The organism is Pseudoxanthomonas sp., assembly GCF_027498035.1.
Taxonomy (GTDB): Bacteria; Pseudomonadota; Gammaproteobacteria; order Xanthomonadales; family Xanthomonadaceae; genus Pseudoxanthomonas_A.
This window is the reverse complement of the sequence record NZ_CP114978.1, coordinates 1,921,750-1,937,575: the sequence shown is the minus strand read 5'-3', so window position 1 is coordinate 1,937,575 and position 15,826 is coordinate 1,921,750. Positions and strand designations below refer to the sequence as shown.

The 15,826-nt window shown below is 66.4% G+C and carries 15 protein-coding genes; 7 read left to right on the top strand and 8 right to left on the bottom strand.

Going from position 1 to position 15,826, the window contains the following annotated elements; genetic code table 11:
• The first annotated feature begins 433 nt into the window (after positions 1–433).
• Both O8I58_RS08365 and O8I58_RS08360 read left to right on the top strand, forming a co-directional pair.
• Entirely contained in the window at positions 434–823 is a 390-nt protein-coding gene (locus O8I58_RS08365) for a helix-turn-helix transcriptional regulator (RefSeq protein ID WP_298322857.1), read from the top strand.
• A gap of 30 nt (positions 824–853) precedes the next feature.
• Complete coding sequence (locus tag O8I58_RS08360; RefSeq protein WP_298322243.1) at positions 854–1,270, top strand: VOC family protein; 417 nt, start codon at positions 854–856, stop codon at positions 1,268–1,270.
• An 80-nt stretch (positions 1,271–1,350) separates the two neighbouring features.
• On the opposite strand, the gene O8I58_RS08355 is transcribed toward O8I58_RS08360, so the two are convergent.
• The 4 genes from O8I58_RS08355 to O8I58_RS08340 form a co-directional block, all read right to left on the bottom strand.
• Positions 1,351–1,590: a short-chain fatty acyl-CoA regulator family protein gene (locus O8I58_RS08355; protein WP_298322242.1), complete on the bottom strand. Its 240-nt coding sequence runs from the start codon at positions 1,588–1,590 to the stop codon at positions 1,351–1,353.
• The gene (locus O8I58_RS08350) at positions 1,547–2,293 is read right to left on the bottom strand and encodes an SDR family oxidoreductase (RefSeq protein WP_298322240.1); all 747 of its coding nucleotides are present in this window, start codon (positions 2,291–2,293) and stop codon (positions 1,547–1,549) included. Before O8I58_RS08350 ends, O8I58_RS08355 begins: the two co-directional genes overlap by 44 nt.
• Before the next feature lie 114 nt (positions 2,294–2,407).
• The gene (locus O8I58_RS08345) at positions 2,408–3,325 is read right to left on the bottom strand and encodes a helix-turn-helix domain-containing protein (RefSeq protein ID WP_298322238.1); all 918 of its coding nucleotides are present in this window, start codon (positions 3,323–3,325) and stop codon (positions 2,408–2,410) included.
• A 98-nt stretch (positions 3,326–3,423) separates the two neighbouring features.
• The gene (locus O8I58_RS08340) at positions 3,424–4,803 is read right to left on the bottom strand and encodes a helix-turn-helix domain-containing protein (RefSeq protein WP_298322236.1); all 1,380 of its coding nucleotides are present in this window, start codon (positions 4,801–4,803) and stop codon (positions 3,424–3,426) included.
• 114 nt (positions 4,804–4,917) lie between these two features.
• Here O8I58_RS08340 and O8I58_RS08335 point away from each other — a divergent pair, with 114 nt between their 5' ends.
• The 5 genes from O8I58_RS08335 to mmsB all read left to right on the top strand — a co-directional run bounded on the left by O8I58_RS08335 (position 4,918) and on the right by mmsB (position 10,571).
• The gene (locus tag O8I58_RS08335; RefSeq protein WP_298322234.1) at positions 4,918–6,423 is read left to right on the top strand and encodes a CoA-acylating methylmalonate-semialdehyde dehydrogenase; all 1,506 of its coding nucleotides are present in this window, start codon (positions 4,918–4,920) and stop codon (positions 6,421–6,423) included.
• A gap of 16 nt (positions 6,424–6,439) precedes the next feature.
• Positions 6,440–7,621, top strand: a complete 1,182-nt coding sequence (locus O8I58_RS08330) for an acyl-CoA dehydrogenase family protein (protein WP_298322231.1) — start codon at positions 6,440–6,442, stop codon at positions 7,619–7,621.
• On the top strand, positions 7,618–8,412 hold the full coding sequence (locus O8I58_RS08325; RefSeq protein WP_298322229.1) for an enoyl-CoA hydratase: 795 nt from the start codon (positions 7,618–7,620) through the stop codon (positions 8,410–8,412). Before O8I58_RS08330 ends, O8I58_RS08325 begins: the two co-directional genes overlap by 4 nt.
• Positions 8,409–9,560, top strand: coding sequence for an enoyl-CoA hydratase/isomerase family protein (locus tag O8I58_RS08320; RefSeq protein WP_298322226.1), 1,152 nt, complete (start codon positions 8,409–8,411; stop codon positions 9,558–9,560). Before O8I58_RS08325 ends, O8I58_RS08320 begins: the two co-directional genes overlap by 4 nt.
• Positions 9,561–9,677: 117 nt before the next feature.
• A complete protein-coding gene (mmsB, locus tag O8I58_RS08315) occupies positions 9,678–10,571 on the top strand; it encodes a 3-hydroxyisobutyrate dehydrogenase (protein ID WP_298322223.1) in 894 nt (297 codons plus the stop codon).
• 305 nt (positions 10,572–10,876) lie between these two features.
• On the opposite strand, the gene O8I58_RS08310 is transcribed toward mmsB, so the two are convergent.
• The 4 genes from O8I58_RS08310 to O8I58_RS08295 are packed head-to-tail and all read right to left on the bottom strand — an operon-like array spanning position 10,877 to position 15,667.
• Positions 10,877–11,926, bottom strand: a complete 1,050-nt coding sequence (locus O8I58_RS08310) for a DUF4124 domain-containing protein (RefSeq protein ID WP_298322221.1) — start codon at positions 11,924–11,926, stop codon at positions 10,877–10,879.
• 5 nt (positions 11,927–11,931) lie between these two features.
• A complete protein-coding gene (locus O8I58_RS08305) occupies positions 11,932–12,525 on the bottom strand; it encodes a DUF4124 domain-containing protein (protein WP_298322219.1) in 594 nt (197 codons plus the stop codon).
• A 54-nt stretch (positions 12,526–12,579) separates the two neighbouring features.
• Positions 12,580–13,146: an L-threonylcarbamoyladenylate synthase type 1 TsaC gene (locus tag O8I58_RS08300; protein ID WP_298322216.1), complete on the bottom strand. Its 567-nt coding sequence runs from the start codon at positions 13,144–13,146 to the stop codon at positions 12,580–12,582.
• A gap of 13 nt (positions 13,147–13,159) precedes the next feature.
• A complete protein-coding gene (locus O8I58_RS08295) occupies positions 13,160–15,667 on the bottom strand; it encodes a DNA topoisomerase I (RefSeq protein WP_298322214.1) in 2,508 nt (835 codons plus the stop codon).
• Between the last annotated feature and the right edge of the window lie 159 nt (positions 15,668–15,826).

The following is a 15,826-nucleotide window of genomic DNA, read 5'->3' as shown; positions in this document are numbered from 1 at the left end:
CAAGGGCGTTGCGTTGAGTTTTTCAGGGCAGCAGAACTTTCACGTCTTCGGGCGCGCGCTGCCTTTGTCATGGGAACAGTAGCCAAAGCCGTCCTCGCCGGACACGCGCCGATGCTGCGCATCGGTGCGCTGTACGCCTCGCTTGCCCAGCAGGGTGCGGGAACTCGCTGCGCTCAGACATCCGCACCTCTTCGGCCCGACCAGCCTGCGGTGCTCGGCGCGCTTTACGGCCTGCCAGATCAAAAGCCGGGTCAAGGTCCATCAGCAGAGTTAATTGCAAAATCTTCAGAAACTACACTCTGGCCCTGTTCCCAATGCAAGACGGTGCGCTATGAGCAGAACACTCAGTCGGTCGCCCACGAGTGCAGGGCCATCCGCACGGCCCGGTCAGGACCCACGGCTGTTGCGCCGCCTGCTGCGCGCGAGGGACAGAATGGACGCTGCCTCACACCAGGACTGGCCGGTCCGGCGGCTGGCGCAGGTCAGTGGCGTGTCCGAGGCGCACTTCGCGCGCGCGTTCAAACAGGCCTTCGGCGTACCACCGCACCGCTACCTGCTCACGCGCCGGATCGAACGGGCCACGGCGCTGCTGCGCGAGACGGAACTTGCCATCACCGAGATCGCGTTCCAGGCCGGCTGGAAGAGCCTGGGCACGTTCGGTCGCACCTTCCGCGACATCGTCGGCGAAAGCCCGGGAGAGCATCGCGCACGCGCCGCGCCGCACACGCTGGACCGGGTGCCGGTCTGCTACGCCAGTGCTTCCGGCCGGCCGGTCCTCATCACCGCAGTTTCGGAGAAGCGGCGGCGGGAGCTGGGGCGCTAGCATCCCAGCATCCAAACGATGGGAGGCGACATGAGCCAGGGTGTGGGAGTGGTCGGGCTGTATGTCCGTGACCAGGACGAAGCGCTGCAGTTCTACGTCGACAAGCTGGGATTTCGCGTCCACGCCGACGTGCGCAACGGCGACTACCGTTGGCTGACGGTACGACACCCGGAGCGGCTGTCGTTCCAGCTGGGGCTGTTCGTGCCTGGGCCGCCGGTGCACGATGCTGATACCACGCAGGCATTGCGCGAGATCGTGGCCAAGGGCGCCATGCCGCCGCTAGTGCTGGACGTGGAGGACTGCCGCGCCGCCTACGAGCGGATGCGTGCGCTCGGCGTGGAGTTCACGCAGGAGCCGGTGGAGCGCTACGGCAGCATGGATGCCGGCTTCCGCGATCCGTCCGGGAACGGCTGGAAGATGATCCAGGCGCGCCGGGAAACGGACTGAACAGGAGATCGGGGTCAGAGTGCACTTCTTCGATGGTGATCTGATTGATGCCCGTAGGCTTACATGAACAGCGCGCCCGGTCACCGCACCACCGCCCCCAACTGCGGCAACGCCGGGAACGCGCGTTGCAGGCAGTCGTTCCATTCGCAGGTGCGGCAACCCGGGCCGATGGCGACGGCGTTGTCGGTGCGGGTGTCGATGCCGCGGGCGTAGACCATGCGGTCGGCGTGGTGCGGATTGCAGCCCAGGGTGACGGCGAAGGTCTTGTCGCCGCCGTTACCAGCCCTGCTCGGTCGGCATGATGAACATCTCCGAGACATCCATGCGTGCCGGGGCGTTCAAGGCGAAGAGGATCGAGCTGGCGATGTCTTCGCCTTCCAGATAGGTCGTGCTGGCTGCCAGATCATCCATTTGCTTGCGGTAGTTGGCGTCGGAAATCTGCTCGTAGAGTTCGGACTTCACCGCGCCAGGCTGGATGCAGGTGACGCGGATGTTGTGCTTGGGTGCCAGCTCCAGACGCATGCCTTCGGACAAGGCGGCGACGGCGAATTTCGAGGCGCAGTACACCGACAGGCCGGCGAAGACTTTCCGGCCCGCGATGGAGGAAAGATTGAACACATGTCCGGAGTGCTGGCGGATCATGTGGGGCAGGACGGCGGCCGAGGCGTTGAGCACGCCCATCACGTTGACATCGATCATGCGCTTCCATTCATCGGTCTTGAATTGATCGATGTTCGAGAGCGGCATCAGCCCGGCATTGTTGACCAGCACATCGATGCGGCCATGGGCTTTGACCAGTGTTTGCGCCGCGTGTTGGCAAGACGCCGGATCGGTGACATCGGTCTGCAGCGCGATGGCTTGGCCGCCATCGGATTGGATCTGCGAAACCAGTGCTTCAAGGCGTTCTGCGCGGCGCGCAGCCAGTCCGACGATGATGCCCTGTGCGGCCAAGGTGCGCGCAGTGGCGGCGCCGATGCCGCTGGATGCGCCAGTGATGAATGCAACGGTGTTGTGGTGTGACATGACGTTCTCCATCTGTTGCCCGTGCGGGCGGAATTGATGGGGAGAACAGTAGTGACGCCAGTTGTCTGGCGCGTTTGCGCTGTTGCGGGCGTTGTGGTGATTTTGCGGTGCGTTTCAGGTGTCCCGATATGCCGAGGGGCGCATGCCGGTGCGCCTGCGGAAGACTTGCGAGAAGTGGCCGGGATTGTCGTAGCCCACGCTCAGCGCGATGTCGGTGATGCTGTCCGTGGTCTCCACCAACAGGGTTTTTGCGATGTCGATGCGTCGGGCGATGAACCAGCTTGAAGGCGGTTGCCCGGTAGAGCCGTGGAAGGCGCGGCTGAAATGCGATCTGCTCATTCCGCAGAGATCGGCGAGCGCCTGCAGGTCGAAGGCCTTGGCGATGTTCCGGTCCATGTGGTCAGTGGCGCGCAGGAGTTTCCAGTTGGGAAGCCTTGCATCGGCACGCGCAGGCTGCGCGCGGGTGGTCGCGTGTGTACGCAACAGATGGACGGTCAGGCTGTTGGCGAGCGATTGCACGAACAGCGGGCAGGCGCGCTCGCCCTGACGCAGCTCCTGGGCCAGTACGGTGAGCGTGGCCTTGGCGAAGCTGTCGTCGTTGTCGCAGGCGTCGGCGATTTTCAGCGTCGCCGCGTCCAGTCCCAGTGCCTTGCTTGCGGCATCGAGCAGGGACGCGCCCAGATACAGCTGCAGAACTTCGAACGGCGCGTCGTTCTGTGCGCGCCAGCGCAGGTGGTACGCGCGGTCGGCATGGGTCAGATACACCGTGCCAGCACAGGCTTGGGTGGCGGTCCATGGGCCATCAAGCTCGCGTTCTTCCAGCGTGGCATCGCCCTGAAGAATGAAGGCGATCAAGGGTTCGATGACCGACGGGACCAGCATTTCGCGCCCCACGGCCGGGCGCAGAAAGATCTGCGCATCCAGCCCTCGCCACGCACGGCCGCTGCCTTGCGCCACCTTGCGGCCGGGCAGGTACTGCTCCAGCCCCATTCCGGAACTGCGCAGTGATTTCGGTATCGAAGGCGTGTTCATGGCATGCGTCATCAACGAGGCGAAAGGCAGGGGTATCCGCAGGATTGAAGTGTGTGGCGCGACGTGCCCGTGCGTCGTGCGCGGTGCGAAATGGTCTGCTACTGGCCGATGCCTCGCAATTGCGGCAGCGCCGGAAACGCGCGTTGCAGGCAGTCATTCCATTCGCACGTCCGGCAACCCGGACCGATGGCGACGGCGTTGTCGGTGCGGGTGTCGATGCCGCGGGCGTAGATCATGCGGTCGGCGTGGCGCAGGTCGCAGCCCAGGGTAACGGCGAAGGTCTTGCGCGGTTGCCCATGACCCACCGGTCCGCTGCTGACCTGCCGGGCGATCCAGAAATGCCGGCGCCCATCGGGCATCCGCGCGACCTGGGCCAGCACGCGGCCGGGCTGGTTGAAGGCTTCGTACACGATCCATAGCGGGCACGAGCCGCCGACCTGCGAGAAGTGGAAGTCGGTCGATGAATGGCGCTTGGACACGTTGCCGGCGCGGTCCACGCGCATGAAGAAGAACGGCAGCCCGGCCGCGCCTTCGCGCTGCAGCGTGGACAGGCGATGGCAGACCGCCTCGAAGCCCACGCCGAAGCGGTGCGCCAGCCACTCGATGTCGTAGCGACTCTCCTCGGCGCAGCGCAGGAATTCGCCGTAGGGCATCACCAGGGCACCGGCGAAATAGTTGGACAGGCCGATGCGCCCCTGCGCGATGCGTTCGGCATCATGGAAACCGGCGCGTGCGATCAAGACATCCATCAGCGGCGTGTGTTCCAGCAGTGCCAGCTGCACGGCCATCTGGAAGGCCTGCTGGCCGGGGCGCAGGTAATCGGGCAGGTGCAGCACGCGCGCGTCGGGATCAAAGGCGCGCTTGTCGTGTCCGGGTGAGGCGCCGACTTCCACCAGCACGCCGTGGCGGTCGGCCAGCAGTTGGCGCAGGCGCGGCGCGGTGTGGCCGGCGACCAGGCCGAGTTCGGCGAACAGGTTTTCGGCCAGGTCGTCCAGCTCGGGGAAATGGTTGCGCAGCCGGTTGAAGTAGTCGCGCACCTGGTCGCCGGCCGGCAGCAGGGTCGGCGCGGCCGGGTCGGTGCCGACCTGCAGTTCCAGCGCGGCGGTGCGTTCGCGCAGGGCGCGGTGCTGGCGATGCAGCTCCAGTAGCGCGTGCGCCACCTGCGGCAGGTTGCCGGCCAGGGCACGCAGTTCGGCCGTGGTCACGCCCGGCTGGCCCAGCGCCAGCAGCGTGTCGGCCAGCGGATCGATCAGGGCGGCCGGGTCGTCGCTGTCGAACAGTCCGGCGGTGTCGCCCAGGGTTTGTCGAAGCCGCTGCTGCACGGCCGGGGTGAGCGGGCGCTTGTTGCGCTCGATCTGGTTGAGGTAGCTGGGCGAGAGCCCAAGCTGCTGCGCCAGCTCGGCCTGGGTCAGGCCGTGTTGCTGGCGCAGGCGCTGCAGGCGCAGGCCGAGCTGGCGATGGGGACGGGTCATATTCACAATCTTCGCAGAATGGTGCGCTTCCGTTCGCCAGATTAAGCAAAAAATCGGCTGATCGCGGCGTGATATTTGCAAACAATGTGAATCTCTCTTGCCATCAGGCCGTTGATTCCCATGAATGCCGAACGTCCCCGCGTGTCCCTGCTGATCGACGGCGCCTTCGTCGAATCCACCACGACCACCTGGAAGGACGTCGTCAATCCGGCCACCCAGGACGTCCTGGCCAAGGTGCCGTTCGCCACCGTGGGCGAGGTCGACCAGGCCGTGGCCGCGGCCAAGGAAGCCTTCAAGACCTGGCGCAAGACCCCGATCGGCACCCGCGCACGCATCTTCCTGAAGTACCAGCAGCTGATCCGCGAAAACATGGCCGAGCTGGCGGCGATCCTCACGGCCGAACAGGGCAAGACCCTGCCCGACGCCGAGGGCGATGTGTTCCGCGGCCTGGAAGTGGTGGAGCACGCCGCCGCCATCGGCAACCTGCAGCTGGGCGAGCTGGCCAACAACGTCGCCACCGGCGTGGACACCTACAGCGTGCTGCAGCCGTTGGGCGTGTGCGCAGGCATCACCCCGTTCAACTTCCCGGCGATGATCCCGCTGTGGATGTTCCCGATGGCCATTGCGACGGGCAACACCTTCGTCCTGAAGCCGTCCGAACAGGACCCGATGGTGACCATGCGCCTGGTCGAGCTGGCCCTGGAAGCCGGCATTCCCAAGGGCGTGCTCAACGTCGTCCACGGTGGCGAAGAAGTGGTCAACGCCATCTGCGATCACCCGGACATCAAGGCGGTGTCGTTCGTTGGTTCGACCAAGGTCGGCACCCACGTTTACAACCGTGCCTCGCTGGCCGGCAAGCGCGTGCAATGCATGATGGGTGCGAAGAACCACGCGGTCGTGCTGCCCGATGCCAACAAGGAGCAGACGCTCAATGCGATGGCGGGCGCGGCGTTCGGCGCGGCCGGCCAGCGCTGCATGGCGGCTTCAACGCTCGTGCTGGTGGGCGAGGCGAAGTCGTGGATTCCCGACCTGGTCGCCAAGGCGAAAACGCTCAAGGTCGGCCCGGGCGACGCCAAGGGCGTCGATGTCGGCCCGCTGATTTCCACCACGGCCTGTTCGCGGGTGGAATCGCTGATCGAATCGGGCATCAGCGAAGGCGCCACGCTGGAACTGGATGGCCGCAAGCCGCAGGTGGAAGGCCATACGCAGGGCAATTTCGTCGGGCCGACCATCTTCTCCGGGGTCAAGCCGGGCATGCGCATCTACGACGAAGAGATCTTCGGGCCGGTGCTGGTGATTGCGGAGGTGGACACGCTGGAAGAAGCGATCGCCTTCGTCAACGCCAATCCCAACGGCAACGGCACTGCCGTGTTTACTCAGTCCGGCGCGGCTGCCCGCAAGTTCCAGGAAGACATCGACGTGGGCCAGGTGGGCATCAACGTACCGATCCCGGTGCCGGTGCCGCTGTTCTCCTTCACCGGTTCGCGCGCCTCCAAGCTGGGCGACCTGGGCCCTTACGGCAAGCAGGTGGTGATGTTCTACACCCAGACCAAGACCGTGACCGCGCGCTGGTTCGACGACGACACGCTCAGCCACGGCGTCAACACCACGATCAGCCTGAAATAACCGACGGAACCTTGTGATGAATGCAGTGATGAAACTCCCGCACGACGCCGCCGAACTCAACGAAGAGCAGCTTGCCTTCCGCGAGGCTGCGCGTGATTTCGCCGACAAGGAGCTGGCGCCCTACGCCGCGCAATGGGACGCCGAAGGCATCTTCCCGCGCGAGACGATTGCCAAGGCCGGCGAGCTGGGTTTCTGCGGGCTGTACACGCCCGAAAACGCCGGCGGGCTGGGCATGACGCGGCTGGACGCGGCAGTGGTGTTCGAAGAACTCGCCACGGTCGATCCGTCCACGGCGGCCTTCATCACCATCCACAACATGGTCACCTGGTTGATCGCCAGCAACGCCACCACGGCGGTGCGCGATGCGTGGTGCCCGGCATTGGCGGCGGGCGAGAAGCTGGGCTCGTATTGCCTGACCGAACCGGGTGCAGGTTCGGATGCGGCTTCGCTCAAGACCCGCGCGGTGCGCGATGGCGACGCGTACGTGCTCGATGGTTCGAAAGCCTTCATCTCCGGTGCCGGCGCGACCGACGTGCTGGTGGTGATGGCGCGCACCGGCGACATCGGCGCGCGTGGCATCAGTGCGTTCGTGGTGCCGGCCGACGCGAAGGGCATCACCTATGGCCGCAAGGAAGAAAAGATGGGCTGGAACAGCCAGCCCACCCGCGGCATCACCTTCGAAGGCGTGCGCATCCCGGCGGCCAACCTGCTGGGTAGCGAAGGCGACGGCTTCAAGCTGGCGATGAAGGCGCTGGATGGCGGCCGCATCAACATCGCGGCCTGTTCGCTGGGCGCGGCGCAGGGCGCGCTGGATGCGGCGCGCCGCTACATGGGCGAACGCACCCAGTTCGGCAAGAAGCTGGGCGAGTTCCAGGCGCTGCAGTTCAAGTTGGCGGACATGGCCACCGAACTGGTCGCGGCGCGGCAGATGGTCCACACCGCCGCGCGCAAGCTGGATGCGAAAGCCGCCGATGCCACCGTGTGGTGCGCGATGGCCAAGCGCTTCGCCACCGATGCGGGGTTCTCGATCTGCAACGATGCGCTGCAGCTGCACGGCGGCTATGGCTATATCCGCGAATACCCGGTCGAGCGCCTGCTGCGTGACTGCCGCGTGCACCAGATCCTGGAAGGCACCAACGAGATCATGCGCGTCATCATCTCGCGCCACTTGCTGGCCACCGACGAGGCACTGCGATGACCTGGCGCAACGCCGAACATACCGGGCTGAAGGTCGAAGCCGATGGCCACGTCGCCATCGTCACGCTGTCCAACCCGCCGGCCAACACCTGGACCGTGCATAGCCTGGCTGCGCTGCGTGATCTCATCAAGGCGCTGGATGCCGACCGCGAGATCTATGTGCTGGTGATCACCGGCGAAGGCGAGAAGTTCTTTTCTGCCGGTGCCGACCTCAAGCAGTTCGCGTCGGGCGACAAGGCGCACGCGCGCGAAGCGGCGCGCCGCTTCGGTGAGGCGTTCGAAGCGCTGTCGGCCTTTCGTGGCGTGTCCATCGCCGCGATCAACGGCTATGCGATGGGTGGCGGACTGGAGTGCGCGCTGGCGTGCGACCTACGCATCGCCGAAGAGCATGCACAGCTGGCGTTGCCGGAGGCGACCGTGGGCCTGCTGCCGTGTGCGGGAGGCACACAGGCGCTGCCACGGCTGGTCGGCGAGGGCTGGGCCAAGCGCATGATCCTGCTCGGTGAGCGTGTCGATGCCGCCACCGCGCAGCGCATCGGCCTGGTCGAGGAGGTCGTTCCGAAGGGTGAGGGCAAGGCGCGTGCTATCGAATGGGCACACAAGTGCGGCAAGCAGAGCCCCACCAGCGTCGCGGCGTGCAAGGCCTTGGTGCAGTCCACGCGCAGTGGCAGTTTCGCCAGCGCACTGGTCGCCGAACGCGAGGCCTTTGTCGATCTGTTCGACACCGCCGACCAGGCCGAGGGCGTCAATGCCTTCCTCGAGAAGCGCGCCGCGCAGTGGACCAACGCATGAATCTCGCGCAGACCCTGATCGAAGCGCCGGTACTGTTCGAAACGCGGGAAGGCGTTGACGGAAAGCGCATCGGCATCGCCACGCTCAATGCCCCCAGGACGCTCAACGGCCTGTCGCTGGAGATGACGCGCCTGCTGGATGCGCAGCTGATCGCATGGGCCGACGATGCGACCGTCGCCTGCGTGGTGCTGCGTGGCGCGGGCGAGAAAGCCTTCTGCGCCGGCGGTGACCTGCACAGCCTGTATCGCAGCATGCTCGACTACCGTGCCAGCGGCAGCGACGACATCACCACCAACAGCTACGCGGTGGCGTTCTTCGAGGAGGAATATCGCCTCGACCACCGCATCCACACCTATCCCAAGCCGCTGCTGTGCTGGGGTCACGGGATCGTCATGGGCGGCGGCATCGGTCTGATGTCCGGCGCCAGCCATCGCGTGGTGACCGAGCGCTCGAAGCTGGCGATGCCGGAGATCACCATCGGCCTGTTCCCGGACGTCGGCGGCAGCTGGCTACTGGCGCGCGTGCCGCATGGCGCCGGGTTGTTCCTGGCGTTGACCGGCGCGCCGCTCAACGCCGGCGATGCGATGCGTGCGGGGCTGGCCGATGTCTGCATCGAGAGCAGCAAGGCCGATGCGGTACTCGATGCGCTGGGCACGCAGCGTTGGACCGGCGAGGCTGCGGCGGATCGTGCGGCACTGACGGCCTTGCTCAACGGCATGGCGATGAAGCCGCCAGCCGGTCCGCTGCAGGCGCATGCCGAAGCGATCGAGCAGTGGGTGAAAGCCGGCTCACTGGAGCAGGTCGTGGCGACCATTGCCGCTGCACAGAGCGACGATGACCCGTGGCTGCAGACCGCGCAGGCCGCGCTGGCGGCAGGCGCGCCGGGTTCGGCCCGGTTGTCGTGGGAGCTGCAGCACCGCGCTGCGGACCTGACGCTGGCTGAGACGTTTCGACTGGAATGCATCGCCGCGTTGCACGTGGCCGCGCACGGCGACTTTGCCGAAGGCATCCGCGCGCTGCTGATCGACAAGGACCGCACGCCGCACTGGAACCCAACGACGCTGGCGCAGGCCGACGCGCGCTGGGCCGACACTTTCTTCGTTTCGCCCTGGCCGGACGGCGTGCATCCGCTGGCCGACCTGTCGTAGGGCGGGTCTCGATCCGCCTCCCATGGCCGCCGCGATGTTATCGGTCACCCATTGCGGTGGGCCGCGGTGGCGGGTCAAGACCCGCCCTACGCCTCTACATCTCAGGAGAACACTCACATGAGCCGTATCGCATTCATCGGTCTGGGCAACATGGGTGGCCCGATGGCCGCCAACCTGGTCAAGGCCGGCCACACGCTGCGCGTGTTCGATCTGGTGCCGGCCGCGCTTGAGGCTGCGAAGGCGGCCGGGGCCACGGTCGCAAGCTCTGCCATCGACACGCTGGAAGGCGCTGAAGTGGTGATCTCGATGCTGCCGGCGAGCCGGCATGTCGAAGGCCTGTACCTGGGCGAGGGTGGCATTCTGGAAAAGATCCCGGCCGGCGCGCTGGTGATCGACAGCAGCACGATCGCCCCGGCCACCGCGCGCAAGGTGGGCGAAGCGGCAGCCGCACGCGGACTGGCGATGCTGGATGCGCCGGTCTCCGGTGGTACGGCCGGTGCGCAGGGTGGCACGTTGACCTTCATCGTCGGTGGCGACGAAGCCACGGTCGAGCGCGCCCGCCCGATCCTGCAGGGCATGGGCAGGAACATTTTCCACGTCGGTGCCAGTGGCGCTGGCCAGGTCGCCAAGCTGTGCAACAACATGGCGTTGGGCGTGATCATGGCCGTGACTGGCGAGGCCATTGGCCTGGGCGTGGCGCACGGCCTGGACCCCAAAGTGCTGTCGCAGATGATGGCGGTCAGCACCGGCCGCAGCTGGGCCACCGAGGTCTGCAATCCGTGGCCAGGCGTGCTGGAAAACGCCCCGGCCTCGCGTGGCTACAGCGGCGGCTTTGGCAACGACCTGATGCTCAAGGACCTGGGCCTGGCCGTGGAGGCGGCAATGGGCGTTGGCGCGACGATCCCGCTGGGCGAACTGGCCCGGAATCTCTACGCCATGAACAAACAGGCCGGCCGCGGCGGCCTGGATTTCTCAAGCGTGGTGCAGCTGGTGAGCGACAAGGCGGGCTGATCGATCCGCCTACGGCGCCGTAGCCCGGGTAAGCGATAGCGCACCCGGGTTGCAGGCATCCCGTGCTGCTGGTGATTCGAGGCAGTGTTTCTGGCGGACAAGAGAAAGGGGATGTCTGCCTGTTCTTGTGGTGACGCGCTGTCGCTTACGCGGGCTATGTGCTGGCCGGGCGCTTCCCCGCAGTAGCGCTGTTGTAGAGCGGAGCTTGCTCCGCTGCTCCTCGTCCAGGGTGCTGGGAAAGCGCCAGCGGAGCAAGCTCCGCTCTACAGGGGAGGGCGGAAAACGCTTGCCTCGGCCCGGCGACCTCAGCGTGCGACGCAACCGGCGTCGTTGACGATGCGCAGCACGCGCTGGTACTCGGCCTGGTTGCGCGCTTCGTTTTCCGGCTTGGCGTAGTGGGCGGCCACTTCGGTTTCGCCCAGGCGCTTTTTCCAGGCGCTGCACAGCTTCTGGTCGGGCACGCGTGCGCAGACGTCGTGGATCACCTGGCAGGCCTTGCCTGAGCCGGTGAACGCATTGCCATCCAGTCCGACGGTTTTCAGCGGCGCGCAGCGTGACTGCGGTTCTGCATCCTCGGTGAGATAGCTGCCGCTGTCGTAGGTGGTGCACTGAAACAGGATCGGTGGCGCGTTGCCGGTGACGCGGCTGGCATCGGCGGTGTCGGCCGTGCTGTTATTGCGACCGGCCAGCGCATCGGCGGCGGCATCGTCCTTGTGCAGGGTCGGGTCCTCGATCAGGGTCATGCCGTTGATCGTTTGCAGGGTTTGCGGTGCTTCGTCGGATGGTGGGACGGCAAGCGCATTGGAACGCGCGCCATCCGCGCGCAGCGATGGCGTAGCCGCGTCGGCGGATGCTGCCATCGGCGGGGCCTGCCGCACGGCCGCGGCGTTGCCCGGCAACGGCATGCTGGTCACTTCCCGAACCTCGCGCTTGTCCTGCTTGCTGCCCTTCGGGCACGGCGCGTTCTGCACGGTCATCTCGCCGCCAGCATCGGTGCAGCGGTAGATGGTGGTGGCTGGGCCGGACGGTGCGGCTACCACCGGAGTCTCCGGCTTGGCGCTCAGGTGCAGCGGCGGTGGCGTTTTCGTTCTTGACGATAGGGTTGCCGCCGGTGCCTCCGATGCGGATGTGGCACGGACCGGCGCCGGTGCGGACTTGAGCGATGCCGGCAGCGGCTGGGTGGCCACGTCCTTCACTTCGCGCTTGTCCTGCTTGCTGCCTTCAGGACAAGGCGCGTTCTGTACCGTCATTTCGCCCTTGGCGTCGGTACAGCGGTAGATCGTGGTCTGTGCCCGCACGGCGTCGCCGGCAGCAAGTCCGGCCACGCACAGGGCGACGCACGCCCATCCCTTCATCGACATCAACCTGCTTCGCAATCGTTGCCCAGGCGGGCATCGAGGCCGCGCTGTTCCTTGTCCAGAAGCTGCCGCTCGCTTTGTAGCGAGCTGTGGTACGCGCGCTGGATCTCGTAGCGGCGATCGCGCAGGCGGTCGCAGACGTCGGCCTGCGGGAGCTGGTGGCAGGTGTCGTGGATCCAGGTGTTACCGGTCACCACCGAGCCATTGCCGACGTAGCCCAGTGACCACACCGGGACTAGGCGCGGATTGCCGTCGCCGTTATCGCTGGTATAGGTCTTGCCGTCATCGGCGGTGGTGCATTCGTACATGGGGCGTGGCGGTGTCCGGTAGACCACCACGTCACGCACGATCGGCGCGGCAGGTGGCGGTGTGGGTGCGACGACGGGTGTGGGTGCGGGCGGTGGATCCTGCGGGCGCAGCATCTCGCGCACTTCCTGGTGCTGGCCGGTGGGACAGGGCGCATCGCCCAGCGTGACCTTGCCGCTGCTGGCTTCGCAGCGATAGACCGTGACCTGGTCGTCGCCGGCATGCACTGCGCCGGACACGGTCAGCCCGGTCAGGACACACAACGACAGCAGGGGCAGCAGCCGCGACATGCCGGCATCTTGCACGGCTTCGTGCGGGCGGGGAAGGGCGTGCGCCCCGGTCATTCAGCCGCGCAGGACCTGGCCGGTCAGGGCATCGCGGATCACGCTGGGGCGATCCAGTCCGCCGGTCGCGCCGGGCAGCAGGCCGTCCAGGCGTTCCAGCAGGGCCGGGTCCAGTGCATCCTGCGAGGTCACCGCAGGCAAGCCGGTCAGGTTGGCGCTGGTGGACACCAGCGGCCCGCCGAAGGCCCCGCACAGGGCGATCACCTGCGGATGCGCGCTGACCCGGACCGCGATGCCGGTGTGCGCGCCGGTGACCCAGGCAGGCGCGTTGGCCGACGCCGGCACGATCCAGGTGTTGGCCGCCGGCCAGCTGTCGATCACCGCAGCGCGGCGTTCATCCGGCAACGCCGACCAGTCCAGCACATCGTCGAGCTGATCGACGCGGGCAGCGATCAGGATCAGGCCCTTGTCGACCGGGCGTTGCTTGATCGCCAGCAGTTTTTCCACCGCCGCGCGCGACATCGGGTCGCAGCCCAGGCCCCAGACCGCTTCGGTGGGATAGGCGACCACGCCGTCCTCGTGCAGCAGCGCGGCAGCGGCTTCCAGTGACAGCGTGCGGATGCCCATCAGTCCACGCCGATCAGAACGGCGCGGCTTCCTTGCTGGTCACCTTCTTGGCCACGGCTTTCTTTGCCGCGGTCTTCTTGGTGGCTTTCTTTGCCGTCTTCTTGGCCGCCTTCTTCACCGCTTTCTTGGCGGCAGGCTTCTTTTCGGCCGGCTCGGCTTTGGCCCCTTTTTGCGCGGTCTTGGTGGTCTTCTTGGCCGCGGCCTTCTTGGCGCCAAAGCCCTTGCGCACTGGCTTGCCGGTTTCTTCCAGCAGCTTGATGACTTCGTCGCGGGTCAGCGAGGCCGGCTCGCGATCCTTGGGAATCTTGCCGTTGAGCTTGCCGTCGCTGATGTACGGGCCGAAGCGGCCGTTGAGCACCTGGATCTCGCTGTCCGGGAATTCCTTGATGATCCGGTTGCGCGCGATCTCTTCCTTCTCTTCGATCAGGAAGACCGCGCGGGCCAGGTCGATCGTGTACGGGTCGTCTTCCTTCTTCAGCGATGCGTAGGTGCTGCCGCGCTTGGCGAACGGCCCGAAGCGACCGATGCCGACGCTGACCGCCTCGCCCTTGTCATCGCCCAGGGCGCGTGGCATCAGGAACAGCTCCAGCGCGTCTTCCAGCGAGATGGTGTGCATCGACTGGCCGGGGCGCAGCGAGGCGAACTTGGGCTTGTCCTCGGCGTCCTCGGCGGTGCTGCCGATGGCGGCGTACGGCCCGAAACGGCCCAGCCGCACGCTGACCGGCTTGCCGGTCTTGGGGTCGGTGCCCAGCTCGCGCGCGCCACTGGCCTCGGCGCGGTCGACCGATTCCTTCTTCTCTTCCACCAGCTGGTTGAACGGGCCCCAGAAGCGTGCCATCAGCGGCAGCCATTCCTCTTCGCCGCGGCTGACCGCGTCGAGCTCGTCTTCGAGCTTGGCGGTGAAGTCGTAGTCCACGTACTGGGTGAAGTGGCCGGACAGGAACTTGCTGACCGCGCGGCCCACGTCGGACGGACGGAAGCTGCGGCCTTCCATCTCCACGTACTTGCGGAAGATCAGGGTCTGGATGATCGAGGCGTAGGTCGAGGGACGGCCGATGCCGTATTCCTCGAGCGTCTTGACCAGCGCCGCTTCGGTGAAACGCGGCGGCGGCTGGGTGAAATGCTGTTCGGCGATGACGCGGTCCAGCGGCACGCTGTCGCCGGGCTTCATGGCCGGCAGCTTGCGGCCTTCGTCCTCGTCGTCGGCGCCCTTGCTGTCCTTGCCTTCTTCGTACACGGCCAGGAAGCCGGGCACGACCACGGTGGTACCGCTGGCGCGGAAGCTGTGCGCGCTGCCGGCGGCCAGCTCGACGTTGACGGTGTTGAGCGTGGCCGGAATCATCTGGCAGGCCACCGCGCGCTTCCAGATCAGCTCGTACAGGCGGCGCTCGTCGTCGGACAGGAACTTGGCGACCTGTGCCGGCGTGCGCAGCGCAGAGGTCGGGCGCACGGCTTCGTGAGCTTCCTGCGCGTTCTTGGACTTGGTCAGGTAGGTGTTGGGCTGGTCGGGCAGCGATGCGGTGCCGTAATCGCGCGCGATCACATCGCGGATCTCGACCAGCGCGTCCTGCGACAGGCTTACCGAGTCGGTACGCATGTAGCTGATCAGGCCGACCGCGCCTTCGTCGCCCAGTGCGATGCCTTCATACAGCTTCTGCGCGACCTGCATGGTCTTGCGGGTGGTGAAGCCGAGCTTGCGCGAGGCTTCCTGCTGCAGCGTGGAGGTGGTGAACGGCGGGGCCGGGCGGCGCTTGCGCTCCTTGCTGGCCACGTCGGTGACATGCAGCATGCCTTGCGCGGCCTGCTGGATACGCATGCGCGCGGCTTCGGCGGTGTCGCCATCGGTCACGGTGAACTGTTCGAACTTCTGCCCGTCCAGCTTCACCAGTTTGGCGGCGAAGGGCTGCGACGGATGCGCGCAGGCCGCGCCGATGGACCAGTATTCGCGGGCGATGAAGGCTTCGATTTCTTCCTCGCGCTCGACGATCATGCGCAGCGCCGGGCTCTGCACGCGGCCGGCCGACAGCCCGCGCTGCACCTTGCGCCACAGCACCGGCGACAGGTTGAAGCCCACCAGGTAATCCAGCGCGCGGCGCGCCTGCTGGGCATCGACCAGGTCGCCGGCGATGGCGCGCGGCTTGGTCATGGCTTCCTTGATGGCGCGCGGGGTGATCTCGGTGAACACGACCCGGTGCATGGGCTTGTCCTTGATCAGGTTGCGTTCTTTCAGGATCTCGGCGATGTGCCAGCTGATGGCTTCACCCTCGCGATCCGGGTCGGTCGCCAGGAAGATGTCGTCGGCGCCCTTGGCGGCCTTGGCGATGGCTTCGACGTGCTTCTCGTTCTTCTCGATCAGGTCGTAACGCATCGCGAAGTTGTTGTCGGGGTCGACCGCGCCCTCTTTCGGCACCAGGTCGCGCACATGCCCGTACGAGGCCAGGACGGTGAAGTCCTTGCCGAGGTATTTGTTGATCGTCTTGGCCTTGGCCGGCGATTCGACGATGAGCAGGTGCTTGGGCATTAGATAAGGAGTTCGAGTCGGGCCGCGCGGGGCGGCGAGTGTGCGCCAGATGGAAGGGGGACAGAAGGCGACGCCCGGGCCTTTCGGCGCCGGGCGTTCAGCTTTTCTCTATTTATAGTGGAATCACGGGCCTGCCCCGGCTGTCAAGCGCGGCGTTCA

Coding starts and splice junctions, on each gene's coding strand:
- O8I58_RS08365 (WP_298322857.1), top strand. CDS start 434: ATGGACGCTGCCTCACACCAGGACTGGCCGGTCCGGCGGCTGGCGCAG.
- O8I58_RS08360 (WP_298322243.1), top strand. CDS start 854: ATGAGCCAGGGTGTGGGAGTGGTCGGGCTGTATGTCCGTGACCAGGAC.
- O8I58_RS08355 (WP_298322242.1), bottom strand. CDS start 1,590: ATGTCTCGGAGATGTTCATCATGCCGACCGAGCAGGGCTGGTAACGGC.
- O8I58_RS08350 (WP_298322240.1), bottom strand. CDS start 2,293: ATGTCACACCACAACACCGTTGCATTCATCACTGGCGCATCCAGCGGC.
- O8I58_RS08345 (WP_298322238.1), bottom strand. CDS start 3,325: ATGAACACGCCTTCGATACCGAAATCACTGCGCAGTTCCGGAATGGGG.
- O8I58_RS08335 (WP_298322234.1), top strand. CDS start 4,918: ATGAATGCCGAACGTCCCCGCGTGTCCCTGCTGATCGACGGCGCCTTC.
- O8I58_RS08330 (WP_298322231.1), top strand. CDS start 6,440: ATGAATGCAGTGATGAAACTCCCGCACGACGCCGCCGAACTCAACGAA.
- O8I58_RS08325 (WP_298322229.1), top strand. CDS start 7,618: ATGACCTGGCGCAACGCCGAACATACCGGGCTGAAGGTCGAAGCCGAT.
- O8I58_RS08320 (WP_298322226.1), top strand. CDS start 8,409: ATGAATCTCGCGCAGACCCTGATCGAAGCGCCGGTACTGTTCGAAACG.
- mmsB (WP_298322223.1), top strand. CDS start 9,678: ATGAGCCGTATCGCATTCATCGGTCTGGGCAACATGGGTGGCCCGATG.
- O8I58_RS08310 (WP_298322221.1), bottom strand. CDS start 11,926: ATGAAGGGATGGGCGTGCGTCGCCCTGTGCGTGGCCGGACTTGCTGCC.
- O8I58_RS08305 (WP_298322219.1), bottom strand. CDS start 12,525: ATGTCGCGGCTGCTGCCCCTGCTGTCGTTGTGTGTCCTGACCGGGCTG.
- O8I58_RS08300 (WP_298322216.1), bottom strand. CDS start 13,146: ATGGGCATCCGCACGCTGTCACTGGAAGCCGCTGCCGCGCTGCTGCAC.
- O8I58_RS08295 (WP_298322214.1), bottom strand. CDS start 15,667: ATGCCCAAGCACCTGCTCATCGTCGAATCGCCGGCCAAGGCCAAGACG.